Genomic DNA, 23,373 nt, shown 5'->3' with positions numbered 1-23,373 from the left:
TCAGGCCGCCTTCCGTTCCATGACGATGCTGCCGGCACCGTCGATATGGGCATCAAAACTGTTGGAGACGAACGTCGAGGTCTCGTCCTCCGCGATCACGGCGGGACCTGCAATCGTCGCGCCTGGCGCCATGTCCTCGCGGCGATAGAGCGGGATCTCGATCACCTCCCCGACCCGGCCATCGAAGAACTTGCGGCTGCCGGTCGCCTTCCCGGCGGGCTTGCGCGTAACGGCCGCGACAATAGGCGGATTGCGCGCCTCGGTCGTCGCAAGCACCGACCAGCTCAAGACCTCGATCGCCGCACCCGGGATCGGCCGCTCGAACATCACCGCATAATCCGCCTCGAACTTCTGACGCAGGCCGGCCAGATCGGCCGTCGCCAGCCGCCGGTTCGGCAGTTCGATCGAGATCTCATGGCCTTGACCGACATAGCGCATGAAGGCCGCGCGGCGCTCGCGGACCGGCGCGCCTGCCGCACCCGTCTCGACCAGCGCACGCGCTTCGGTCACCATCTCCTGGAGCAGATCGGAGACCCCTTCGGTGTCGAAATCGTCGAGCCGCACATGACGGCTGCGCACCAGCTCGTAGGCGATCGGAGCCGCGAGGAAGCCAACGGCCGAGCCGACGCCGGCATTGGAAGGAACGATCACGCGGGAGACACCGATCTTCTCGGCGACGCGCGCCGCATGCAGAGGCGCCGCGCCGCCGAAGGCGATCAGCGTGTGCTGACCGACAATCTCACCGCGCTCGACCGCATGCACGCGCGCCGCGCTCGCCATGTTCTCGCAGACGACCTCGTGCACGGCATAGGCCGCAGTCTCTGCCGACAGACCCAGCGGCTCGCCGACGCTGCGCAGCAGCGCCTGCTTCGAGAGTTCAGGGTCGAGCTTGATCGTGCCACCCGCGAAGTCGTCCGGATCGATCATGCCGAGCGCGACGTCGGCATCCGTCACGGCCGGGCGCAGGCCGCCGCGGCCGTAGCAGGCGGGCCCGGGCTCCGACGAGGCACTCTCAGGACCGACCGTGACGCGCTTCATCGCATCGACATGGGCGATCGAGCCGCCGCCGGCGCCGATCTCGACCATCTCGATCACGGGAATCCGCACCGGCAGACCCGAACCTTTCAGGAAGCGCGCTGCGCGATCGACCTCGAACACGCGCGAGGTCTCGGGCTGGTATTTTTCGATCAGACAGATCTTTGCCGTGGTACCGCCCATATCGAAGGACAGCACCTTGCTCTCGCCGAGACGCGCCGCGATCTGCGCCGCGAAAATGGCGCCGCCGGCAGGACCGGATTCGACGAGGCGCACCGGAAAGCGCCGCGCCGTCTCGATCGAGGTGACACCGCCGCCGGAGGTGACGAGATAGATCGCGCCGCGGTACTGCTCGACCTGCAAGGCGTCGGACATGCGAGCGAGATAACCATCGATTAGCGGCTGCACATAGGCGTTGGCCACTGCAGTCGATGTGCGCTCATATTCGCGGATCTCCGGGCACACCGCGGACGATACGGTCACGGAAATGCCGGGCATCTCCTCACTGATGATCGCGGCCGTGCGGCGCTCGTGCTCGGGATTGGCGTAGGAGTGCAGGAACGCGATTGCGACGCTCTCGACGTTCAGCGCGCGCAATCTTGGCGCGAGCGCGCGCACCGCCGCTTCGTCCAACGGGAGGCGGACGGCGCCATGCGCGTCGATGCGCTCGGGCACGGTGAAGCGCAAAGATCGCGGCGCCAGCGGCTTCGGCTTGTCGATGGAGAGGTCATACTGGTCGTAGCGGCTCTCGGTGCCGATATCGAGCACGTCGCGAAAGCCCTCGGTCGCGATCAACGCCGTCTTGGCGCCGCGACGCTCGATGATGGCGTTGGTCGCGAGCGTCGTGCCGTGAATGAAGACGTCGATGTCGCTGATATAGGCGCGCGCATCAGCGAGAATGAGCCGCATGCCGTCCAGCACCGCCTCTTCCGGCCGCTGCGGCGTCGTCAGCAATTTGCGCGTCTTGCGCACCTCGCCCACATCCAGCACGATGTCGGTGAACGTGCCACCGATATCGACGGCAAGCCGCACCTCGGCTCCCTCAAGCATTCCAAACTCTCCGTGCTGATCGTCAAGACCGAGGACAAAAGCGGAGCAATTTCCATGCCATGGATGACAGGAACATGCTGCCGTCCAGCTATTCTGCTTGGCACCCATGCAATAGGCAAGGCGTGTTCGCAGGCCGCGCGATCAGAGCAGGAATGCAAGCGCCGCTTCGCAGCGCTCCTCGACCTTCAGCGTGAGGAGATCATCGGCGCGGGTGCGTCCGAGATTGACCGCAGCGATCGGGATTTGCCGTTGCGCGGCCGCCTGCACGAAGCGGAAACCGGAATAGACCATCAGTGACGAGCCGACGATGAGCATGGCGTCCGCCTGCGCCAGATGATCCTGCGCGGTCACGACCACGTCGCGCGGGACGGTCTCGCCGAAGAACACGACGTCGGGCTTGAGGATGCCGCCGCAGGATTCGCAGGCCGGCACCTTGAACGACGAAAAATCCGCATGCTCCAGGTCCGCATCGCCGTCGGGCGCATCGGCCGCGTCGAGCGTCAACCATTCCGCATTGGCGTGGCCGAGCGTCTCCTGGAATTCGCTCCGCGGGGTCTTTTGACCGCAGCCCATGCAGCGGACCAGATCGAGCCGGCCGTGCAGGTCGATCACCTGGCGGTGGCCGGCGGATTGATGCAGCCGGTCGACGTTCTGGGTCAGCAGCATTCCGCAACGCCCGCTCGCCTCGAGCCGGGCGAGCGCGTGATGCGCATCGTTCGGCCTCGCCTGGCCGAACCGCCGCCAGCCGATCAGGCTGCGCGCCCAATAGCGCCGACGCGTATGCTCTTCCGACATGAAAGCCTGGAAGTTCACCGGCTGGGTCCGCTTCCAGTTGCCGTGACTGTCGCGATAATCGGGGATGCCCGAATTGGTGCTGCAGCCAGCGCCGGTCAGCACGAACAGATTTTCGTGCCGTCCGACGAAATCGCGGAGCGGATGATTTGCCATGACGCAGATGTAGTCTGCGCAGGCCGGTTTTGCCAGATGGCGAGGAAGCCCGCTAGCTTGCCCAGTTCTCGCGGAATTCGGGAAACAGCGTCAGACCTCCGCACGCATAGATGGTCTGCCCCGTGATGTAGCTGGCCTCATCCGAGGCGAGGAAGGCGAACACGCCGGCGATCTCCTCCGGCGTGCCGACACGGCCGAGCGGAATGTGGCTGGTGACCACACCGCGCTTTTCCGGATCGCCGGTCCAGGCCGCGTTGATTGGGGTGTCGATCGCGCCTGGACCGACCGCATTGACGCGAATGCCGCGGCCGGCGAATTCGAGTGCCAGCGTGCGTGTCAGATTGGCCATGCCGCCCTTGCTGATGGAATAGGCGAGGTAGCCGGGTTTCGGGATGATCTGGTGGACGCTGGAGCAATTGATGATGCTGCCGCCTGCGCCGCGCGCAACGAAATGCGCGAGCGCCTTCTGGGCGCAGAGCACGGCGCCGTTGAGATTGACGTCGATGATGCGGCGATAGGTGTCGATGTCGAGCGCCTCGCTCGGCGATTCCCGCTGGAAGCCCGCATTGTTGACCAGGCAGTCGAGACGCTTCCAGCGCGCCAGGATCGTCTCGAACATCGCGGCTACGTCCTGCTCGTTGCTGACGTCGGCCCTGACGACGACATGGTCGAGCTTGCCGTGGCCGCGATCGCTCGATGCCGTACGCGCGTACGCGAGCACCTCCTCTGCCTTTTCCGGATGATCGACATAGTTGATGGCAACGGTCGCGCCTTCCTGGGCAAGCCGAATGGCGACGGCGCGGCCGATGCCTTGCGAGGCGCCCGTCACCAGCGCGTATTGGCCGACGAGGCGCGAAGAAAAGGTGGTCGAGCGGTCGGTATGTGGCATCGTTCTTCTCCGGGGACACATCAACATGGAGGGAACCGGCGTTTTGTTCCATCCGTCGGCGCACCGCTGGGATTCACTCCTAGCGGCGAGCCAGTCGCGAAGTCAGGATCTGGTACAGGATGATGGCGCCAAAGGTTGCGGTGCCGATCCCGCCGATCGTGAAGGCGCCGAATTTGAGCGTGAGGTCGCCGGCGCCTGCGGTGAGCGCGACCGCGACGGTGATCAGGTTTGCCGGACTTGAGAAGTCGACCTTGTTCTCGACCCAGATCCGGCCGGCCATTGCGGCGATCAACCCGAACAGCACGATCGAGAGCCCACCGATGACGGGACCCGGGATCGACAGGACCAGCGCGCCGAATTTCGGCGAGAAGCCGAGCACGATCGACACCATCGCCGCGAAGGCAAACAGCAAGGTCGAATAGACCTTCGTCGCCGCCATGACGCCGATGTTTTCGGCATAGGTGGTGACGCCGGTGCCGCCGCCGCAGGCGGCCACCATGGTCGCGAGGCTGTCGGCAAGCAAGGCGCGGCCGAGATAGTCATCGAGGCTCCGGCCCGTCATGGCGCCGACGGCCTTGATGTGACCGAGGTTCTCGGCGACGAGAATGATCGCGACCGGCGCGATCAGGACGATTGCATCGGCCTGGAAGGTCGGCGTGGTAAAACTCGGCAGGCCGATCCGCGACGCAGCCGAAACTTGCGTGAAGTCGATCGGCCTGCCGAAGCCGAGGCCGTTCGCGAACAGCAGGTACAAAAGATATCCGCCGATCGCGCCGAGAATGATCGGCAGGCGGCGCCACAGGCCAGGCGCGCCAACGGCAACCACGCCGATGATCAGAACGGTCGCGAGCCCGATTCCTGTGTCGAACGCATTGGCGCTCACTGCCTTGACCGCCACCGGCGCGAGGTTGAGGCCGATCGCGGCGACCACAGCGCCGGTGACGACCGGCGGCAACAGCTTCTCGATCCAGCCAACCCCCGACCACATCACGACCAGCGCGATCAGGCCATAGAGGACGCCGGCTCCTACGATGCCGCCAAGCGCAACCGACAGGTTCGGGTTCGGCCCGTGCCCGGCATAGCCTGTGGCGGCGATCACGACCGCGATGAACGCGAAGCTCGAGCCGAGATAGCTCGGCACGCGCCCCGCGACGATGACGAAGAAGATCAGCGTGCCGATGCCGGAAAACAGCACCGCAACATTGGGATCGAACCCCATCAGCAGCGGCGCGATGATCGTCGAGCCCGACATTGCGACGCAATGCTGGAGACCGGAGACGACGGTCTGGCCAAGCGGCAGCCGCTGCTCGGGCATGATCACGCCGGAGGACTTCAGAATCCAACGCGGAAAATAGCCTTGCGCTCGCTCATCGGAGCCCGTTGCAATCGGCATGTTCCCCCCAGTTGCGGTGCAGCGACCGATCTTCGTGCGAACAGACAAAAATGTGATTGTCGCTTCTGCAGCGGCCATCACATGATGCAAATCAAACAAGATCAATACGTCCGGGGCCTATTCTATGACACAGATTGCGATCCAGCCAGCCGTCCACCGCCGGCACCAGCCCTGGTACAAGATCCTCTACATTCAGGTGCTGATCGCGATCGCACTCGGGGTGCTCGTCGGCTATTTCTATCCCGATCTCGGCAAGGCCCTGAAGCCGCTCGGTGACGGTTTCATCGCGCTGATCAAGATGATGATCGCGCCGGTGATCTTCTGCACCGTGGTGCACGGCATCTCCTCGATGGGCGACCTCAAGCGCGTCGGTCGGGTCGGGCTGAAGTCGCTGATCTATTTCGAGACGGTCTCGACCGTGGCGCTCGCGGTCGGCCTGCTGGTCGGCGAGGTGCTCCAGCCCGGGCACGGCTTCAACATCGATCCCGCCACGATTGACCCGAAATCGGTGGCGACCTACGTCACCAAGGCCAAGGAAGAAGGCATCGTCGCCCATCTGATGGCGATCATCCCCGACAGCTATCTGGGCGCCATCGCACGCGGCGATCTGTTGCAGGTGCTACTGATCTCGATCCTGTCGGGCTTCGCCATCGCGTTCCTCGGCAAGGCCGGCGAGCCCATTGCGGAGGCGATCGACAAGGCCGCAAAGATGTTCTTCGGCATCATCCGCATCATCGTGCGCGTCGCCCCGATCGGAGCGTTCGGCGCGATGGCGTTCACCGTCGGTGCCTACGGCCTCGGTTCGCTGCTCAACCTCGCGGCCCTGATCGGCACGTTCTATCTCACCAGCATCCTGTTCGTTGTGGTCGTGCTCGGCGCAATCGCGCGGCTCGCCGGCTTCTCGATCTTGCGTTTCATCGCCTACATCAAGGACGAGCTGCTGATCGTGCTCGGCACCTCGTCATCAGAAACGGTGCTGCCGCAGATGATCCAGAAGATGGAGCATCTCGGCGCCTCGCGTTCGGTGGTCGGCCTCGTCATTCCGACCGGTTACAGCTTCAACCTCGACGGCACCAACATCTACATGACGCTGGCAACGCTGTTCCTGGCGCAGGCGACCAATACCCATCTGACCATCTGGCAGGAGCTCGGCATTCTCGGCATCGCCATGATCACCTCGAAGGGCGCCTCTGGCGTGACGGGAGCGGGCTTCATCACGCTGGCGGCGACGCTCTCGATCGTGCCCGACATCCCGATCCAGTCGATTGCGATCCTTGTCGGCATCGACAAGTTCATGAGCGAGTGCCGCGCGCTGACCAATCTGATCGGCAACGGCGTCGCCTGTGTCGTCATCAGCATCTCCGAAGGCGAGCTCGACCGCGATGCGCTGCACGAGACCATGGCCCATCCGCTGGAGATGGGTGAGGCGCTCGAACCGGGCGGCAGCGCCGCCTCCTAGGCCGCGCGCAGGTTGGGCGGCGTCCGGTTCCAACGGTAGTTTCCCGGAGTGGTAAATTGGAGCGACGCGAGTCACAACTGCTGCGTTGGGATCACGGATTGATACTCATCTTTTTCCACCCGACGCGCTGGGGGCAGGGCGTCGGGTTTTTGAAAATTGTCGTCGTGCCGAACCGCAAAGCGGGATCAAATGATCCTGCAACCGGCGCGCTGCCTCGGGGCAGCAAGATCGAGCCGTCGGGTAATCCCGATCGCCTGCAAAAACGCCTCATCATGACTGACGACGAGCAGCGCGCCGTCATAGGCCCTCAAGCCCGCTTCGACGGCTTCGATGGATTCGATGTCCAGATGATTGGTCGGCTCGTCGAGGATCAGCAGCGACGGCGGCATCGCTCCGCCCAGCACGCAGGCAAGGCCTGCACGAAACATCTGCCCGCCGCTCAAATGTCCCGCAATCTGCAAGGCGGCATCGGCTCGAAACATGAACCGGGCCAGCGCCGCATGGCATTCATTTGCACCCGCCTTCGGATGGAAGCGCCTGAAGTTATCCAGGATGGAGACCGCGGGATCGAGCAGGCTGGCCTTCTGATCGAACAGCGCAAGATCCGGCCTGACCCGCATGGTGCCGGAGAGCGGACGTAGTTCGCCGGCGACGAGTTTCAGCAGCGTCGTCTTGCCGGAACCGTTGGGTCCGACAATTGCCAGGCGCTCCGGACCAACGATCGCGAGCGATAGATCGCGCAAGACTTCCCGGTCCGGCCGATAGCCGGCGCTGACGCAATCGAGCCAAACCACCTCCCTGCCCGCTGGCAGCCGGGTCGAGGGCAGCTTCACCGACAGCGGCTGAAGAATCTCGATGCGCCGGCGCGCCGTATCAAGGGCCTCAAGCGCATCCGCACGCCGCCGCTCGGCGATCTGCGCGGTCTTGCCGCCGGTGTCTTCGCTACGGTCCTTGCGTGCGCCGGCCAGGATGCGCGGCATGTCGCCCTTGGCGCGCTTCTTCTTGCCCCCGCCGTCCTTGCGCGCTTTCCTCTCCGCGGCCTCCTGCGCTTTCCCGTCGATCTCGGACAGGCGCCTCTGGGCATGCGCGAGGTCGTGCCTGACAGCCGCGAGCGCAACGGCTTTCTGCTCGCAATAACTGCTCCAATTGCCGCCGTATCGCGTAGCTCCGAGCGACGTCAGCTCGACGATCGCATCCATGGTTTCGAGCAGGCTCCGATCGTGGCTGACGACGATCGCCCCACCGCGCCAAGACGCAAGGAAATCGATCACCGCCTTGCGCCCCTCCCGATCGAGATTGTTGGTGGGCTCGTCGAGCAGCAGGAAGTCTGGCTCCGCAAAGATCAGCGCGGCCAGACGAACCCGCGTGACCTGCCCGCCCGACAGGCGGTCGAGCTCGATCTCCGGAGCGACGTCGAACCCGACACGCGCAAGGGCGGACGTAAGCCGTGTTTCGAGGGTCCAATCGACCTCGGAAACCTCCTCGGCCAAGGCATCCCCGCGCTCGGCACGGCGAAGCAGATCGAGCGCGGCTCGCGCACCGAACAGGTCGATCACCTTCGCGCCCGCAAGGGGCTGGACGTCCTGGCGCAACAGACCAACGGTTCCGTTGATAGCAACGCGCCCCGATTGAGGAATGTGCTCTCGCGAAATCGACGCAAGCAGCGTCGTCTTCCCGACGCCGTTGCGGCCGACGAGGCCGGTCCGCTCGGCGCCGAACGTCAGATCGATATTGGAAAAAAGAGAGCGGCCGTCAGGCGAGGACAGCGACAGGTTGGACAGGATGATGGAAGCAGGCATGGAATTCCCCGTGAGCAAGGCAGGTCGGCTTTGCGGTCGGGGTCAAATCCATGGATCTCGAATATCCTGTTTGAGGGCTCTCTAACTAATCCCATCGAAGGGCGAGATCAAGGCGAGGCTCTGAGGAGCGACGGCGCGCGGAGCGCCGACGTCCGCCGCAGGCCCGCGCGATCAACCCTTGAGCGCGGTGACCACGACCTCGATCAGCGCGCTGCCGCCGAGATCGGCGACGCCGACGGTGGCGCGGGTCGGCAGATTGTCGCCGAAGAACTCGGTCCAGACCGCGTCCATCTCCTTCTTCTTGGAAAGGTCCGTGACGAAGATCGAGGTGCTCACGACGCGCGACTTGTCGGTGCCCGCTTCCTTCAGATAGCCGGCGATCTTGCCGAGGATGTTGCGGGTCTGCTCGCCCATCGACACAGAGGTGTCGTCGGCGATGGTGCCGCCAATGAAGACGAAGCCGTTGGCTTCGACGGCGCGGTGCATGATGGACGTGCGGATGCTGCGGGTAATGCTCATGATGTCCTCTTTTGCTAGAGCGTGGAGGGGTGGAAACGGTCGATGCCGAGATCGCCGATGCGGGTCTGGGTGCCGCCGTTGACGATCAGCTCCGCCATGACGGCGCCCGCGCCGGGGCCGAGCTGGAAACCGTGCAGCGAAAAACCGAATTGGTGATAGAGGCCCTTGTGCCGGCTGCTCGGTCCAAACACGGGCAGATCGTCCTTGGTCTTGGCCTCGATGCCGGCCCAGGCCCGCATGATCGTCGCGTCGCGCATGACCGGGAACAGCTCGAACACGGTGCGGGCGCTGGTCGCGAGGCTTTTCCAGTCCAACACCGTCTCGTTGCGATCCTGATGGGGCGTAGCCAAATGGCCGCCGCCGATCAGCACCGTGCCGTTCTTGAATTGCTTGAAGGACAGCTTGCGGCCGCGCAGGATCACGACCGGATCGATGAAATGCGGCACGCGCGAGGTGATCATCAACATCGGCGCCACCGTCTCGACCGGAACGGGCTCACCGAGCGCGGCTGCGATGGTCCCGGCCCAGGCGCCGGCGGCATTGACGAGCACCGGCGCGGCAAAGCTCTCGGCGCCGACATCGACATGCCAGAGACCATCGGTGTGCCGGATATTCGTGGCGGCAATGCCCTCGCGCACGGTCGCACCTAGTTGCTCCGCCTTGCGACGGAACGCCGTCGTCGCCTGCGCGGGATTGGCCGCACCGTCGCGGCGCGAGACCACGCCGCCGGGACAGGTCTCGGCCACCGCCGGCACGAGGCGCCGCAGCTCTGCGGCATCGATCAGCTCTTCGTGGGTGAAGCCGAGCGCGTTGAGCTCGGCCACACGTGCGCGGCAGACCGCGAGTTCCTCTTCGTTCTCGGCGACGAGGACCTGGCCATAGCTCTCAAAGCTGCAATCGTCGTCGAGGAGATCGGTGATCTTCTCCCAGATACCCATCGAGCGGATCGAAAGCGGGATTTCGGGGATGTGCCGCGCAAGCTGGCGCACGCCGCCGGCGTTGACACCGGAAGCGTGCCGGCCGGCATAGTCCTTCTCGATCAGCACCGGCTTGAGGCCGGCGAGACACAGATATAGCGCGGTCGAGCACCCGTGGATGCCGCCGCCGACGACGATCGCATCCACGTTTTTCGTCATCCGCGCACCACCGCCTTGATGTCGTCTGCGCTCTTCGGAACGGCGGCGAGCTCGGCGAGCGTGATCGGCTTGACCGGCGCGCGCAGCCGGTAATAGCCAATCTCCTGCGGGCTCTTGCCCCGCGCCTGCGCCATCAGCTCGGTGACGGTGAGGCCGCAGAGCCGGCCCTGGCACGGCCCCATGCCGGTGCGGCGGTAGGCCTTGAGCTGGTTCGGCCCGGTCGCGCCGATCGCGACGGCGTCGAGAATATCCTTTGCGGTGACCTCCTCACAGCGACAGACGATGGTGTCGCCTGCGGGAATGCGAAACTGCGGCGCCGGCCGGAACAGCGTGTCGAGAAAAACGCGACCACGTTCGGCCTTGGCGAGATCGGCGCGGAGGCTCGCCATCGGCGCAAATTTTTTTGCAGCCGCAGGCGCCAACGCCTCCACTGCCGCGCGTGCCGCGATGCGGCCGCGCACTACGGCTGCGTTCGCCCCGCCGATGCCGGCGCCGTCGCCAGCAATCGCAATGCCGGCGACCGACGAATTGCCGCTGGCATCCAGCACCGGAGACCAGCACAATTGCAAATCATCCCAGCGATGCTCGATTCCGGCCGCCATCGCCAGATTGACGTTGGGCACGACGCCCTGGTGCAGCAGCAAGAGATCCGCAAGGACGGTCTCGCGTTTGCCGCCGGCGACATAGCTGACGTTCGCGAGTTGGCCGTCACCAGAGGCAGCAAGCTCGCTGACACCTGAGACGACCTGCACCTTCGCCTTCACCTCGCGCATCATCGACAAGCCCTTGGCGAAATACGGCGAGGTCAGGAAAGCGAAAGCGTGGGGGAGTGCGGCGAAATAGTTTCCGCGCTCGGTGGTGTCGAGAATGCGATCGATGCGACCGCCGAGACGCAAGATCTGCGCGGCGAGCAGCCAGAGCAGCGGCCCCTGCCCCGCGATCACCGTGCGGCCATCCGGCACCAGGGCCGATGATTTCAACATGGTCTGCGCGGCGCCCGCGGTCATCACGCCCGGAAGCGTCCACCCGGGAATCGGAAACGGCCGCTCCAGCGCGCCGGTCGCGAGGATCACGCGCCTGGCCTTGACGAAGGCGGACGCGCCGCCGACCGAGACGGCGATATCGAGATTGCGATCGAGGCTCCAGACCGTTGCGCGCTGAATGACCTCCGCGTTGCCTGCGCGTAGCGCCTGCACGAGATCGGTACCGACCCAATAGTCCTCACCGAGCTGGCTGCGGTCGGTCACCGGCGTCGAGGCGATGGCACGAAACACCTGGCCTCCGGGGCCGATATTCTCGTCGAGCAGCAGCGTGGACAGGCCGGCTTCGGCGGCCGTCGCGGCGGCGGCAAGGCCGGCAGGCCCGGCCCCGATCACCACGACGTCATATTCTTCGCGCTTGGGAGCCACAGTCATTTCCCGATCTCCCGCTTGCCCTTCTGAATCTCGATCTGCATGCCGTCGGTGACCGGCACCAGGCAGCCCTGTCGGTTGCCGACGCCATCGATGGTGACGAGGCAATCGAAGCACACGCCCATCATGCAATAGGGCAAACGCAGCGCCCCGCTGACTGCGGTCGAACGGCGTGCATCGCAGCTCGAGGCCAGCAGCGCGGCGGAGACGGTGTCGCCCTGCCGCGCCGCGACGGCAACGCCATCGACGAAGATTTGCACCGCTGGCCGCTTGTCCTGCTCGGATCGTTTGAACATCCTGGCTCCTTCAATGTCCCTAGTAGCCGCTGTTGTTCGCGGCACCGGCGGCGCCAAAACGGCTGGCCGAGAACGCGCCGACCAGCTCGGGCTCGAGCGCGCCTTGCGCAACCATCCGCGCGATCTCGAAGGCGTGGTTGGAGGCGAGTGTCACCCCGGAGTGGCAGCAGGCGACGAAGGCACCGGGATGCGTCTCCGACTGGTCGTAGATCGGAAAGCCGTCCTGCGGCATGACGCGGATGCCGGCCCAGCTCCGGACCACGTTGAGCCGCGCGAGATGCGGAAACATGCGCTGGGCGCGATCCGTCATCACGGCGCTGATCGAGTGCTTCAGCGCGCGATCGTCGAGCTCGTCTTCCTTGCTGTCGCCGATCATCACCGTGCCCTCGTCGGTCTGGCGGATCGTGGTCAGCGGATGCGGCAGAAAGGGCATGGTGCGCTCGGTCACCACGATCTGGCCGCGGGTCGGGCCCATCGGGGCGTGGAGACCGACCATCGGCGCCAGGGTCTGGTTAGCATTGCCGGCGGCGAGCACGATCTTGGCGGCACGGAGCTCGCCCTGCGGCGTCGTCAGGCAGAATTCGCCGCTGCTCCTGCTGATCGCCGAGACCGGGCGCTCCGGAAGATAGTCGATGCCGAATGCCTTGAAGCCGGTGTGGAACGCACGAAACGTGCGCAGCGAATTGACGTGACCGTCGAGTGGACAATAACTGCCGCCGGAGACCTCGGGCCCGATCAGCGGCAGCGCCTTCTTCACCTCGGATGCCGGCAGCATCTCCATCTTGTAATCGGCGGCACCCGTCTGGTTGTGCATGCGCTTGACCAGCTCGGCGCGCTGACCGAACTCGTCCTCGCCAAGCGTCAGATGAAAACCGCCGTTCTGCTGAAGCGAGACATCGAGGCCGGTCTGCTGCTTCAGCTCCGAGGCGAGCCTGCTCCACGCCTGTGACGCCTGCACCGTCCAGACGGTATAGGCCGGCATGCCGAGCCCCTTGCTCTGCACCCAGACCAGCGCAAAGTTGGCACGCGAGGCACGCTTGGTGATGTCGCCTTCATCGAGCACGGCGACGCTCTTGCCGAGTCGGCCGAGGCCCCAGGCAATGGCGGAGCCGAGCAATCCGCCACCGACGACGGCGACGTCGTAATCTGTTCGCATGGACTCTCCTATCGCCCTGTATCGCCCTTGCCGGCGAGCACGCGGTCGAGCCCGTAGAAGCGGTCGAGCAGAATGAGGGCGGTCATGGTGATCGCGATCACGCAGGCCGAGACTGACGTCACCAGCGGATCGATGTTGTCCTGGATGTACAGAAACATGCGCACCGGCAATGTTTCGGTGCCGGGTGCCGCGAGGAAGACGGTCATGGTGAGATCGTCGAAGGACTGGATGAAGGCGAGCGCCCAGCCGCTGATGACGCCGGGCAGGATCAACGGCAGCGTCACGCGGCGGAATAGCGTCCAGCCGCCGGCACCGAGCGAGACCGCCGCCATCTCGACCGAAAGGTCCATGCCGGTCGCCGCCGCCAGGGTCAGCCGTAGCGCGAACGGAAACACGATGATGACATGCGCGATGATCAGCGCGGCGAAGCTGCCGCCCATCCCGGCCGAGGTGAAGAAGCGCAGGAACGCGATGCCGAGCACGACATGCGGGATCATCAGCGGCGAGAGAAAGAGGGCCGCGAGCGCATCACGGCCGCGGAAGCGATAGCGCGCGATCGCGAGCGCCGCCGGTACCGCGAATAATAGCGCGACGAACGACGATAGTGCGCCCAGGCCAAGGCTGACCCAGAAAGCATGGACGAATTCGGGATAGTTGGCAATCGCCCTGAACCAGCGCAACGAAAAACCGTTTGTCGGCAACGACAGGAAGCCTTCAGGCGTGAACGCAACGAGGCAGACGACGAGGATCGGCGCCACCATGACGATGACAAAGATGGTGTGGAAGATCAGCGCGAGCGGGCCATTCCGGCTCATCGGAACACCTCCGCGTAACGGCGCTCGATCAGTGCGTTGCTGCCGACGACGATCAAGACCAGCGCGGCCAGCAGCAGCGTGGCGACCGCCGCCCCCAGCGGCCAGTTCAGCGTGTTGAGGAACTCGTCATAGGCCAGCGTCGCCGCGACCTTGAGTCGACGGCCGCCGATGATGGCGGGCGTCGCAAACGCGCTGGCCGAGAGCGAGAACACGATGATCGCCCCAGACAGCACGCCCGGCATGATCTGCGGCATGATGATGCGGTGGATGATGGTCGCAGGGCCGGCGCCGAGCGACATCGCGGCATTCTCGATCTGCGGATCGAGCCGCTGCAGCGCCGCCCACACCGACAGCACCATGAACGGCATCATCACGTGCGCGAGTGCGACCACCATGCCGGTTTCGGTGAACATGAAGGGGATAGGCGCGCGGATCAGCCCGGCCGACATCAGCAGCTTATTGACGAGGCCGTTGTTGCCGCCGAACAGCAGCGCCCAGCCGAGCGTCCGCGCCACCACGGAAATCAGCAACGGCCCTAGGATGACCAGGAGAAAAACGCTCTTCCAGCGTCCGCTCATGCGGTTGAGGATGTAGGCTTCGGGTGCACCGAGCACGGCGGTGAGCAGCGTAGTCAGGATCGCGATGCGAAACGTCCGCCCGAACATCTCGGCGTAATAGGGATCGGTTACGATCTCATGCCAGTTCTTGAGGATGAAGACCGGCTCGATGCCCTTGTACTGGCCCCAATCATGGAACGACAGCATCACGGTCATTGCCAGCGGAATCAGGAGCACGCCGACGAACAGCATCAAAGCGGGCGCCGTCAGCGCCCAGGGCGTGCGTGCGTTTCGTTCCTCGGCGGAAGCGCTCATGCGACGCCCCTCACGCTCATGTCCTCGGGCCGCCAGGTGAGGTGAACGGCCTCGCCTTCGACCGGCTGCGACCGGCCGTCATTCTGGCGGATCACGGTCGCCGGGCCGCATTCGCTCTCGCACTGGAACAGCCAGTGATTGCCCTGGAAGATGCGTGTGACGATCTTTGCGCTGAGGCCCGCGTCGCCAAAGTCGATCCGCTCGGGGCGAATGCTAATGGTGACGGGACCGCTGCGCCCGACAGGCGCAGGCGCGCTCCACGAGCCGACAATCAATAGCCCAGGCGCACTGGTCCGATCGATCGTCGCGGCAAAGTCGTTGGTCTTTCCCAAAAACTGCGAGACGAAGGCCGAGGCCGGCTTCTCATAAGTCTCTTGCGGCGTGCCGATCTGCTCGATCCGGCCCTGGCTCATCACCACGATGCGGTCGGACAACGACATCGCCTCGTTCTGGTCGTGGGTGACGAGGATCGTGGTGGTGCCGATGGTACGCTGGATCTGGCGCAGCTCGATCTGCATCTCCTCGCGCAGCTTGGCGTCGAGATTCGATAGCGGCTCGTCGAGCAACAGCACGCTCGGCTTGATCACCAGCGCGCGCGCCAGCGCCACGCGCTGCTGCTGGCCGCCGGACATGCGACGCGGATGGCGATCCTCGTAGCCGGCAAGCCCGACCATCGCGAGCGCTGCGCGAACGCGCTCGGTCCGTTCGCCGCGCGGCACATTGCGCATCTCGAGCCCGAAGGCGACATTCTCGGCCGCGGTCATGTGCGGAAACAGCGCGTAGCTCTGGAACACGATCCCGAGCCCGCGTTTGGCCGGATGGATCGCGGTCAGATCCTTGCCTTGCAGCCGGATCGCGCCGCGGGTGGGATCGAGGAAGCCCGCGATCATCTGCAGGGTCGTGGTCTTGCCGCAGCCGGAGGGGCCGAGAAAGGAGACGAACTCCCCCTTCCCGACCGCGAGACTGAAGTCGTCGACGACAGTCTGCGCTCCGAATTGCTTGGCGACCCCTTCGAGCTCGAGATAGGCCATCGCACTGTCTCCGGGATGACCGATCAGCGCTCGACCTCGCGATTCCAGCGCTTGGTCCATTCCTCGCGCTTCTCGTTGATGACGGTCCAGTCCGGATTATAGAGCTTTGCCGCGCGCTCGCCGATCGGCGCCATCTTGCCGAGCTCGGGCGGGATCACCAGCGATTTCAGCACCGGGCCGTAGCCGTAGTCCTTCAGCATCACGAGCTGGATCTTGGGTTCGAGCAGCATCTTGACGAAGCTGGACGCAAGCGGCGAGGCGTTCGGCTTGGTGATCGGACAGGCGGTCGTCAGCAACGTCGCGGCGCCCTCCTTCGGATAGACGAAATCGACGGGGAAGCCGGTATTGGCAAAGCTCTGCACGCGGCCCGTGCCCCACACCGCGATCACGGCCTGGCCGGACTGAAACAGCTCGGTCATCTTCCCCGGCGACGGCTCATAGGCGAGCACGTTCGGATTGATCTGCTCCTTGAAGATCTTGAAGCCGGAATCGACATTGGCCTCGCCGCCGCCATTCATCTTCGACAACATCACCAGCGCTTCGAGCCCATAGGTGTTGTTGATCGGCGGGATCACGAGCTGCTTGGCGTATTTCGTGTCCTTCAAATCGTTCCAGGAGGTCGGCGGCGCCCAGCCCTTCTCCGCAAACACCTTGGTGTTGTACATCAACCCGGTGGCGACGATGCCGATGGCGACCGCGCGATCGTCCTTAAAGCGCGCAGTGTCGTAGAGATCGGCAGGCAGTCCCTCGAGCTTGCCGCAGAAGCCGAGCTGGATCGCCTGGTACATCGGGCCGTCGTCGACGATGGCGACGTCGATCTGCTGGTTGCCCTTCTGCGCCTGGAGCTTGGCCAGCGTGTCGGTGGAGTTGCCGGCGACGTACTCGACCTTGACGCCGTTCTCCTTCTCGAAAGTCGGGATCACCTCGTCGCGGATGGTCTTCTCGAACGAGCCGCCATAGCCGGCGACATAGAGCGTCTTTTGCTGAGCCGTGGCAACCGACGGGGCGGCGATGAGGGCCGCGATGCTGACCGCTGTCAGAAGGCGAAAAGTCTTCATGTGGTCCGATCTCCATACCGGGATGAGGTGACGTGCCGACGAGTCTCGTTGGCTGAACCTTCCGCATTTCCTTCCGCGCAGATCCCTCTCCGACTAGGGCTCCAGCCCTTGCGCGGCGAATTTTGGCGCGATCCGGAGGTTTAAACCCCTCCAATCTGCCGAAAAAGCGGGCCGTCTCCAGCACTGATGAAAAAGATCGCAAACTCCGGCTTCCATCGTCCAATGAATAATGGCAGCCTCTGCATGCCTAAATGTTATGAATGGAAATGGGGATGGCCCGGATCAATTCGCGGCAGGTGGAGGCTTTCCGGGCGACGATGCTGACCGGCAGCGTGACGGAGGCGGCGGCGCTGATGACCGTGACGCAGCCGGCGGTCTCCCGGTTGCTGCGCGACCTCCAGGCGCTGTTGAAGATGGAGCTGTTCGAACGGCGCGGCACCGGCCTCGTGCCGACCGCTGCGGCCATGGCACTCTACACCGAAGTCGAGCGCTCCTTCGTCGGCCTCGAACGCATCACCGCGGCAGCCGAGGAAATCCGCGGCCGCCGCACCGGCTCACTGCGGATCGCGGCACTTCCAGCATTGTCGAATGGCTATTTGCCGCGGCTCACCGGGCACTTCCTGAAGGAGCGGCCGAACCTCAACCTCGCTTTCTTCGGCGTGATCTCGCCGATCGTGGTCGACTGGGTACTGAACAATCAGTGCGACGTCGGCTTTGCCGAGGTGCCCATCGCGCATTCGGGCTTGCCGAGCCAGAAGCTGCCGGCGCCCGCGCGTGTGGCTGTACTGCCCACCGGTCACCGCCTCGCGGAAAAGGAAGTGCTGGAGCCCCGCGACTTCGAGGGCGAGACTTTCATCTCGCTGTCGGCGGGCTCGTCGAGCCGCCACCTCGTCGACCAGGTCTTCCATCGCCACGATGTCCGCCGCGTGCTCAGGGTCGAGACCACGCTGTCGGAGATCATGTGCGGCATGGTGTCGTCAGGACTTGGCGTCGCCATCTGCGATCCCTTCACCGCCCAGGAATTTTCCACCCGCGGCGTCGTCGTGCGCCGCTTCCTGCCGCGCATCGACTTCGAATTCTCGGCGGTCTTTCCGGCACAGCGCAGCCCCTCGCCGGTAGCGCTCGATCTGGTCGAGACCATACGCAAGGCGCTCGCCGAATTCGACGAGCCACCCCTCAGCCGTTGAACGCCGCCTGTGCCTCCGGCAGGTCCCAGATCTTGCCAATCGCAGCGGTGCCGGCAGCCGTGATCGCCGCCTCGTCGGCGCCGAGATAGCGGCCGGCATCGACCAGCATGCGGCCGTCGACCATGACCTGATCGATATTGGCGCGATTGGCGAGCGCGATCAGCGCGCGGCGCGGGTCGAACAGCGGCTGAAGATGCGGATGGGTGAGATCGACGATCGTGAGGTCGGCGGTCGCGCCCGGCTCGATACGGCCGAGATCGGGCCGCTTGATGACATCGGCCGCGATTGCCGTGTTCGCCTCGATCAACTCGGGCGCGTTCGCGACATCGGCACGCGCCGAGGTGATCTTGGAGATCAGCGACGCCGCATTGAGCTCGCCGAGCAGGTCCATGTTGTAGCCGTCGGTGCCGACCACCGTGCGCACGCCGTGCTCCGCGAACTGGCTGAAGGCCGCGGTGACGCCGGCGCGCGCGAACACGCGCGGGCAGTTGAGAACCGTCATACCGCGCGCGGCCATCAGCTTGAGATCGTCATCGGTGCTGAACATGCAGTGCGCCGCCATCAGGTCGGGCGCCAGCAGGCCGAGCCAGTCGAGATATTGCGCCGGCGTGCGGCCGCCATAGCGCTTGCCGATGGTTTCGACCTCGGCGCGGCTCTGCGCCATATGCGTCGTGACGGGCACGCCGAGCTCGCGTGCCCGCGCGGCACAGGCCCTCAACAGATCAGGCCCGCAGGTGTCGGTGGCATGCGGACTCATCGCAAGGCCGATGCGGCCGTCGCCGCGATTATTCCAGCGCTGGTAGAGTGCATCCCAGGTCGCCATGTCGGCTGTGCCGTCATCGCCGGAATAGTGCACCACGCCGTCGGGGCCGGCCTTGGCGTCCGACGTCGAGAACAGATAGGGCGCGCCGTAGAAGCGGATGCCCATCTCCTCGGCGGCATCGAACATCTCCGGGATCGAGTTGCGGAACGGCTCCATCACCGTGGTGGCGCCGCCCTTCAGGAGTTGGAGGATGCCGAGCCGCGCGACCGCCATGCGCTCTTCCGCCGACAAGATATCTGCACCGCGCTTGGTCAGCGGCAAAAGCACCGTGTAAACGATGCTCTGGTTGTTGCGGCGGCCGTTGCCGTCCTCGGTGTGGCTGCGCGCCACCGCTTCGGAGAAGCAGTGATTGTGCAGGTTCAACAGGCCCGGCAGAACGAAGCGGCCGGGACGGTCATGCACCTCGTCCGCCCGCGGCTTGTCGCGCGTGACCGCGGCAATCTTCTTGCCTTCGACCAGAACCCAATGGTCGCGCAACACGTCCTGCGCGCCGTCCTTGCGTGACAGCACATAGCTGCCGAAGATTGCGATCGTGCTCATGCGGGGCGTACGTTCCAGAAAACGGCGGTGCCGTCGAGAATGCCGGTGATGGCTTTGCGATAGGCAGTCGGCTGCTTGTACAGGCCAATCGGAATATAGGGGATTTCCTGGAAAGCCACCGCCTGGATCTCACGGCAGATGCGCTGCTGCTCCGCGAGCTCGGAGGCCGCGAGCCACTGGCTGCGCAAGGCTCCCATCTTCTCGCTCGCATACCAGCCGGCGACCTTGCCCTCGCCGCGTATGTTGGTGTTGCCGGCCGGATTGAGCCAGTCGATGCCCTGCCAGTTGCCGACTGCCGCGCTCCAGCCGCCCTGCCCGATCGGGTCCTTCTTGAGTTGGCGTTGCAGCACCACGGCGAAATCGAGCCCGGCATATTCGACGTTCATGCCGGCCTTGCGCAAGGAGTCGACGGCGATCTCGCCAAGCGGCTTCTGCGCCAGTGAGTTGGTGGGCACGAGCACCACGACCTTCTCGCCATTATACCCCGCGGCCTTGAGATCGGCCTTCACCTTGGCGTAGTCACGCGGGCCGCGGAAGACATCGAGGCCGACATCGCTGGCCATCGGCGTATTCGGCGCGAAATAGCCGATCGGTGAGACCTGGAAGTTCGGATCGGTACCGGCCACCGCGGTCATGAAGGCGGATTGATCGATGGCCCCCAGGAGCGCGCGGCGAACGGCAGGATTGTCGAACGGTGGCTGAAGATGATTGAGGCGCAGCATGCAGGCGTAACCGCGGGGATCGAGGATCCGCGTCTCGATGTCGCCGGCCGCCTTGATGATCGGCAGCAGGTCGTGTGGCGTGGTCTCTTGCCAGTCCTGCTCCCCGGTCTGCAGCGCGGCGACGCCGGTGCCGGCATCGGGCGTGGTGGTCCAGACCACCCGATCGTAGTGCACGATCTTCGGGCCCGCTGTCCAATCCGGCTTGCCGTCCGTGCGCGGCTGATAGCGCTCGAACCTGGCATACGCGTTGCGCGCACCCTGCACGCGCTCGTCGGCGAGATAGCGGAACGGGCCGCTGCCGATCACTTCGGTGAGCGGCTTGAACGGATCCTGGCCCGCCAGCCGCTCCGGCATCATGAAGCACGCGTTGATCGCGGCCTTGCCCAGCGCTTGCGGCAACAGCGGGAATGGACGTTTGAGGCGGAAGCGGATGGTGCGGTCGTCAGTGGCCGACAGCTCGTCAGTCGCCTCCATCAGCTCGCCGCCAAAGCCGTCGCGCGCGGCCCAGCGGCGGATGCTCGCGACGCAGTCGCGGGCGAGCACGCGCTCGCCATCGTGCCAGAACAGACCGTCGCGCAAGCTGAGGTCCCATTGCAGCCGGTCGCCGGAGACGACATGGCCCGACAGCATCTGGGGCGAGACCTGGAGCGAAGAGCTCATGCCGTAGAGCGTGTCGTAGACCATGAAGCCGTGGTTTCGCGACACTTGTGCCGTCGAATAGATGGGATCGACGAAGGCGAGGTCGATCACCGGAATGAAGCGTAGCGTGGTCTGGGATTCGGCGCGCAGGATGCCCGGAAATGACAGCGCCGGCACCGCGGCTGCGGCCTTGAGGAGCGAACGGCGGGAGACGGGCATTGCAAGAGGCTCCTGAAGGATCTTACGTGTTCAACAAGACCGCGCCGATCGCAGCGGCCACCGCCTGCTGCGCCGGCTCGACCACGGGCACACCGATGGCATCCGCAATCGCCGCGCGGTGCGAGGCCATGCCGGCGCAGCCCATCACCACGACATCGGCACGGCATTGCGAGACCAGCGCGCGGCCGGCTTCAATCAACCGTCCCCGGATGTCCGCGCCTGCCGTCTCCGCCGCGCTCGCGCCGACCGACCAGCTTCCGGCATAGCGGCTGTCGATGCCCATCAGCCGCACCATCCGCTGCTGGCGGCGAATGCTCGACGGCGACAGCGCGATGACGCCAAACCGCTCGCCCAGCATCATTGCGCGAAAGATGCCGCACTCGGCGATGCCCATCACCGGGCGCCCGCCGACCGCCTCGCGCACCGCATGCAGGCCGGGATCACTGAAGCAGGCGAGCACGAAGGCATCCGCATCGGCGCGCGACACACGGTTGACCAGCGGCATCACCATGCTGTCGGCGTCGCGTTGCGAGCTGATGCCCGGCGGCCCCTCGGCAAGGCCGACGACCTCGATTTCGGGTCCGCCGGCGATGCGCAGCGGCGCGACCGCGTCATCGATCGCCGCCGTCACCGATGCGGAGGAGTTGGGGTTGATGACGAGGATGCGGGTCATGGCGTGGCTCAACGGTTGGCGGCCTCGTGGCGCAGGAAGTTTTCCGCGATCTTCTCGCCGGTCGTGATCCAGACGTCCGGGCACGACTTTGCGTAGGTCAGGAACTCTCGCAGCAGGCGCAGCCGCATCGGACGGCCGCTGCATTGCGGATGCAGCACGGTCGTCACCATCGCGCCCCAGTCTCTGGTTTCGTCGAGCTCGTCCTTCCAGATCGAGAGCACATGCTCCTTGGGGAAGATCGAGCGGGGGCTGAAGCGCGCGGACAGGCCGTGCATCCAGTCGTCATAGCTGGCGGTCACCGGCAGCTCGATCGTGCCCGGCTTGCCGTCGGCGAGACGATGGCGATAGGGCCGCACGTCGTCGCGGAACGAGGAGGTGTAGACGATGCCGTGGCGCACTAACGCCACCCGCAGTTCCTCGGTGAATTCGCCGTAGGGCGCGCGGTAGCCGGTCGGCCTGACGCCGAGCCGGCGCTTGAGCGCCTCGAAGCCGCGCTCGAGTTCCTCCTCGATCCAGGGATCGCCGGGATCGGGAAGGAGATGGTGATAGCCGTGGTGGCCGATCTCGTGACCGGCCTTGAGAATGGACTCGGCCATCGCCGGATGCGCTTCGACCGACCATCCCGTGACGAAGAAGGTCGCCTTGAGATCGAACTGGTCGAGCAGCTCCAGGAGCTTCGGCGTGCCGACGCGCGCCTCATAGCCGCCATAGCTCATGGTGATGAGCCGCTGCGCGTGCACCGCGTCCTTGCTGGTCCAGGCGCTCTCCGCGTCCACGTCGAACGACAGGAACATCGCCGAATTGTACGGCTTCGGCCAGGGGTATTCCGGCGCAGGATCCGCGGTGTTGGCTGGGGTGAGCGGGATGCTCTGGAGTGCGTTACTGTCCAGCATTGATGGTCGCCTTTTCGAGTGCGTTGTCGCTCAGTTTCCACTTGGCAAGCAGCGTGCGATACGTGCCGTCCGCGATCAGCGCGTCGACCGCCTCCAGCATGGCTTGCTGCAGCGCCTTTTCCTTGACCGGCAGAGCGATGCCGGTGAATTGCTGCGCGATGGGCTCGCCCACGGTCGCATAGGTGCCGGGCTCGAGGTCCATGATGTAGGGCAGCGTCTCGTTGCCCTGGGCGGCGGCATCGATGCGGCCCTGCCTGAGCTGGGTGCGGGCGTCGGCCGAGCCGTCGGTGCCGACGAACTGGATCGGATTGGTGCCGCAATTCTTCTCGCTCCAGGCCGCGATCTGCGCCGGGAACATGGTGCGGCGGCTGGCGCCGACCTTCTTGCCACAGAGCGCGGCTGCGTCCTTGAACTCCGCCTTGCGCGACTGCTGCACGAAGAACTGCGGGCCACTGCGCAAATAATCGACGAAGGACGCGATCTCGTGCCGGCTGGCATAGTCCGTGAAGCCGGACAGGATGGCGTCCACCCGCCCGGTCGAGATCGACGGCATGAACTCGGCAAAGCTGGTCTCCTGCCACTCGATCTTGACGCCGAGCTTGCGGCCGATGGCCTCGCCGAGATCGATGTCGAAGCCGGACAACGCGTTGGTGGCGGGATCGCGGAACTCCATCGGCGGATAGTTCGGCACCAGCGCGACCTTGATGCTGCCGCGCTTGGCGATCTCCGCCGGCAGCTCGACTGCCATGACCGGAGCGCTCATGGCGCCAACGAGTGCCGCCGTAACCAGAAGTCTCTTCATCGATACG

21 protein-coding genes are annotated in these 23,373 nt (G+C 65.2%); 2 read left to right on the top strand and 19 right to left on the bottom strand.

What is annotated here, in order from left to right; all coding sequences use genetic code 11:
- The 4 genes from AC0L3B_RS16525 to AC0L3B_RS16510 form a co-directional block, all read right to left on the bottom strand.
- Positions 1-2,085, bottom strand: a complete 2,085-nt coding sequence (locus AC0L3B_RS16525) for a hydantoinase/oxoprolinase family protein (RefSeq protein WP_018453764.1) — start codon at positions 2,083-2,085, stop codon at positions 1-3.
- Positions 2,086-2,226: 141 nt separating this feature from the next.
- A complete protein-coding gene (locus AC0L3B_RS16520) occupies positions 2,227-3,033 on the bottom strand; it encodes an NAD-dependent protein deacetylase (RefSeq protein WP_085348919.1) in 807 nt (268 codons plus the stop codon).
- Positions 3,034-3,085: 52 nt separating this feature from the next.
- Positions 3,086-3,922, bottom strand: a complete 837-nt coding sequence (locus AC0L3B_RS16515; protein WP_085359482.1) for an SDR family oxidoreductase — start codon at positions 3,920-3,922, stop codon at positions 3,086-3,088.
- A gap of 79 nt (positions 3,923-4,001) precedes the next feature.
- Complete coding sequence (locus AC0L3B_RS16510) at positions 4,002-5,315, bottom strand: solute carrier family 23 protein (protein ID WP_085359484.1); 1,314 nt, start codon at positions 5,313-5,315, stop codon at positions 4,002-4,004.
- 124 nt (positions 5,316-5,439) lie between these two features.
- Between AC0L3B_RS16510 and AC0L3B_RS16505 the strand changes: the two genes are divergently transcribed.
- The gene (locus AC0L3B_RS16505) at positions 5,440-6,774 is read left to right on the top strand and encodes a dicarboxylate/amino acid:cation symporter (RefSeq protein WP_085359486.1); all 1,335 of its coding nucleotides are present in this window, start codon (positions 5,440-5,442) and stop codon (positions 6,772-6,774) included.
- Positions 6,775-6,959: 185 nt separating this feature from the next.
- Here AC0L3B_RS16505 and AC0L3B_RS16500 read toward each other — a convergent pair whose 3' ends face one another.
- From AC0L3B_RS16500 to AC0L3B_RS16455, 10 genes are all read right to left on the bottom strand, one after another.
- Complete coding sequence (locus AC0L3B_RS16500) at positions 6,960-8,573, bottom strand: ABC-F family ATP-binding cassette domain-containing protein (protein WP_377791974.1); 1,614 nt, start codon at positions 8,571-8,573, stop codon at positions 6,960-6,962.
- Between the two features lie 171 nt (positions 8,574-8,744).
- Positions 8,745-9,092, bottom strand: a complete 348-nt coding sequence (locus AC0L3B_RS16495) for a RidA family protein (RefSeq protein ID WP_085359489.1) — start codon at positions 9,090-9,092, stop codon at positions 8,745-8,747.
- A gap of 14 nt (positions 9,093-9,106) precedes the next feature.
- The gene (locus AC0L3B_RS16490) at positions 9,107-10,228 is read right to left on the bottom strand and encodes an NAD(P)/FAD-dependent oxidoreductase (protein WP_018453758.1); all 1,122 of its coding nucleotides are present in this window, start codon (positions 10,226-10,228) and stop codon (positions 9,107-9,109) included.
- Complete coding sequence (locus tag AC0L3B_RS16485; RefSeq protein WP_085359491.1) at positions 10,225-11,643, bottom strand: FAD/NAD(P)-dependent oxidoreductase; 1,419 nt, start codon at positions 11,641-11,643, stop codon at positions 10,225-10,227. The genes AC0L3B_RS16490 and AC0L3B_RS16485 overlap by 4 nt, the downstream gene beginning before the upstream one ends.
- Entirely contained in the window at positions 11,640-11,936 is a 297-nt protein-coding gene (locus AC0L3B_RS16480; RefSeq protein ID WP_018453756.1) for a (2Fe-2S)-binding protein, read from the bottom strand. Before AC0L3B_RS16480 ends, AC0L3B_RS16485 begins: the two co-directional genes overlap by 4 nt.
- A gap of 19 nt (positions 11,937-11,955) precedes the next feature.
- A complete protein-coding gene (locus AC0L3B_RS16475; RefSeq protein ID WP_085359493.1) occupies positions 11,956-13,092 on the bottom strand; it encodes an NAD(P)/FAD-dependent oxidoreductase in 1,137 nt (378 codons plus the stop codon).
- Between the two features lie 8 nt (positions 13,093-13,100).
- Entirely contained in the window at positions 13,101-13,907 is an 807-nt protein-coding gene (locus AC0L3B_RS16470) for an ABC transporter permease (protein WP_204512231.1), read from the bottom strand.
- Positions 13,904-14,779 carry an ABC transporter permease gene (locus AC0L3B_RS16465; RefSeq protein ID WP_018453753.1) on the bottom strand — a complete coding sequence of 292 codons (876 nt, stop codon included), beginning with the start codon at positions 14,777-14,779 and terminating at the stop codon, positions 13,904-13,906. Before AC0L3B_RS16465 ends, AC0L3B_RS16470 begins: the two co-directional genes overlap by 4 nt.
- Entirely contained in the window at positions 14,776-15,810 is a 1,035-nt protein-coding gene (locus AC0L3B_RS16460; protein WP_473380734.1) for an ABC transporter ATP-binding protein, read from the bottom strand. The genes AC0L3B_RS16465 and AC0L3B_RS16460 overlap by 4 nt, the downstream gene beginning before the upstream one ends.
- 23 nt (positions 15,811-15,833) lie before the next feature.
- Positions 15,834-16,868, bottom strand: a complete 1,035-nt coding sequence (locus tag AC0L3B_RS16455) for an ABC transporter substrate-binding protein (RefSeq protein ID WP_085348930.1) — start codon at positions 16,866-16,868, stop codon at positions 15,834-15,836.
- A 272-nt stretch (positions 16,869-17,140) separates the two neighbouring features.
- Between AC0L3B_RS16455 and AC0L3B_RS16450 the strand changes: the two genes are divergently transcribed.
- The gene (locus AC0L3B_RS16450) at positions 17,141-18,055 is read left to right on the top strand and encodes a LysR substrate-binding domain-containing protein (RefSeq protein ID WP_085348931.1); all 915 of its coding nucleotides are present in this window, start codon (positions 17,141-17,143) and stop codon (positions 18,053-18,055) included.
- Here AC0L3B_RS16450 and AC0L3B_RS16445 read toward each other — a convergent pair.
- The 5 genes from AC0L3B_RS16445 to AC0L3B_RS16425 are packed head-to-tail and all read right to left on the bottom strand — an operon-like array spanning position 18,045 to position 23,366.
- Positions 18,045-19,418 (bottom strand): amidohydrolase family protein, encoded by a 1,374-nt coding sequence (locus AC0L3B_RS16445; protein WP_085348932.1) that lies wholly within the window; start codon positions 19,416-19,418, stop codon positions 18,045-18,047. The genes AC0L3B_RS16450 and AC0L3B_RS16445 overlap by 11 nt on opposite strands.
- Positions 19,415-20,998: an ABC transporter substrate-binding protein gene (locus AC0L3B_RS16440; protein WP_377829334.1), complete on the bottom strand. Its 1,584-nt coding sequence runs from the start codon at positions 20,996-20,998 to the stop codon at positions 19,415-19,417. The genes AC0L3B_RS16445 and AC0L3B_RS16440 overlap by 4 nt, the downstream gene beginning before the upstream one ends.
- Before the next feature lie 22 nt (positions 20,999-21,020).
- A complete protein-coding gene (locus AC0L3B_RS16435; protein WP_456653432.1) occupies positions 21,021-21,671 on the bottom strand; it encodes an aspartate/glutamate racemase family protein in 651 nt (216 codons plus the stop codon).
- Between the two features lie 8 nt (positions 21,672-21,679).
- Positions 21,680-22,564, bottom strand: a complete 885-nt coding sequence (locus tag AC0L3B_RS16430) for a polysaccharide deacetylase family protein (protein WP_456653431.1) — start codon at positions 22,562-22,564, stop codon at positions 21,680-21,682.
- Positions 22,551-23,366: an ABC transporter substrate-binding protein gene (locus AC0L3B_RS16425; protein WP_204512237.1), complete on the bottom strand. Its 816-nt coding sequence runs from the start codon at positions 23,364-23,366 to the stop codon at positions 22,551-22,553. The genes AC0L3B_RS16430 and AC0L3B_RS16425 overlap by 14 nt, the downstream gene beginning before the upstream one ends.
- Positions 23,367-23,373 lie beyond the last annotated feature (7 nt).

The organism is Bradyrhizobium sp. Kon56 (assembly GCF_055807635.1).
This window is presented reverse-complemented; position numbering and strand designations above follow the sequence as displayed.

Coding starts and splice junctions, on each gene's coding strand:
- AC0L3B_RS16525 (WP_018453764.1), bottom strand. CDS start 2,085: ATGCTTGAGGGAGCCGAGGTGCGGCTTGCCGTCGATATCGGTGGCACG.
- AC0L3B_RS16520 (WP_085348919.1), bottom strand. CDS start 3,033: ATGGCAAATCATCCGCTCCGCGATTTCGTCGGACGGCACGAAAATCTG.
- AC0L3B_RS16515 (WP_085359482.1), bottom strand. CDS start 3,922: ATGCCACATACCGACCGCTCGACCACCTTTTCTTCGCGCCTCGTCGGC.
- AC0L3B_RS16510 (WP_085359484.1), bottom strand. CDS start 5,315: ATGCCGATTGCAACGGGCTCCGATGAGCGAGCGCAAGGCTATTTTCCG.
- AC0L3B_RS16505 (WP_085359486.1), top strand. CDS start 5,440: ATGACACAGATTGCGATCCAGCCAGCCGTCCACCGCCGGCACCAGCCC.
- AC0L3B_RS16500 (WP_377791974.1), bottom strand. CDS start 8,573: ATGCCTGCTTCCATCATCCTGTCCAACCTGTCGCTGTCCTCGCCTGAC.
- AC0L3B_RS16495 (WP_085359489.1), bottom strand. CDS start 9,092: ATGAGCATTACCCGCAGCATCCGCACGTCCATCATGCACCGCGCCGTC.
- AC0L3B_RS16490 (WP_018453758.1), bottom strand. CDS start 10,228: ATGACGAAAAACGTGGATGCGATCGTCGTCGGCGGCGGCATCCACGGG.
- AC0L3B_RS16485 (WP_085359491.1), bottom strand. CDS start 11,643: ATGACTGTGGCTCCCAAGCGCGAAGAATATGACGTCGTGGTGATCGGG.
- AC0L3B_RS16480 (WP_018453756.1), bottom strand. CDS start 11,936: ATGTTCAAACGATCCGAGCAGGACAAGCGGCCAGCGGTGCAAATCTTC.
- AC0L3B_RS16475 (WP_085359493.1), bottom strand. CDS start 13,092: ATGCGAACAGATTACGACGTCGCCGTCGTCGGTGGCGGATTGCTCGGC.
- AC0L3B_RS16470 (WP_204512231.1), bottom strand. CDS start 13,907: ATGAGCCGGAATGGCCCGCTCGCGCTGATCTTCCACACCATCTTTGTC.
- AC0L3B_RS16465 (WP_018453753.1), bottom strand. CDS start 14,779: ATGAGCGCTTCCGCCGAGGAACGAAACGCACGCACGCCCTGGGCGCTG.
- AC0L3B_RS16460 (WP_473380734.1), bottom strand. CDS start 15,810: ATGGCCTATCTCGAGCTCGAAGGGGTCGCCAAGCAATTCGGAGCGCAG.
- AC0L3B_RS16455 (WP_085348930.1), bottom strand. CDS start 16,868: ATGAAGACTTTTCGCCTTCTGACAGCGGTCAGCATCGCGGCCCTCATC.
- AC0L3B_RS16450 (WP_085348931.1), top strand. CDS start 17,141: ATGGCCCGGATCAATTCGCGGCAGGTGGAGGCTTTCCGGGCGACGATG.
- AC0L3B_RS16445 (WP_085348932.1), bottom strand. CDS start 19,418: ATGAGCACGATCGCAATCTTCGGCAGCTATGTGCTGTCACGCAAGGAC.
- AC0L3B_RS16440 (WP_377829334.1), bottom strand. CDS start 20,998: ATGCCCGTCTCCCGCCGTTCGCTCCTCAAGGCCGCAGCCGCGGTGCCG.
- AC0L3B_RS16435 (WP_456653432.1), bottom strand. CDS start 21,671: ATGACCCGCATCCTCGTCATCAACCCCAACTCCTCCGCATCGGTGACG.
- AC0L3B_RS16430 (WP_456653431.1), bottom strand. CDS start 22,564: ATGCTGGACAGTAACGCACTCCAGAGCATCCCGCTCACCCCAGCCAAC.
- AC0L3B_RS16425 (WP_204512237.1), bottom strand. CDS start 23,366: ATGAAGAGACTTCTGGTTACGGCGGCACTCGTTGGCGCCATGAGCGCT.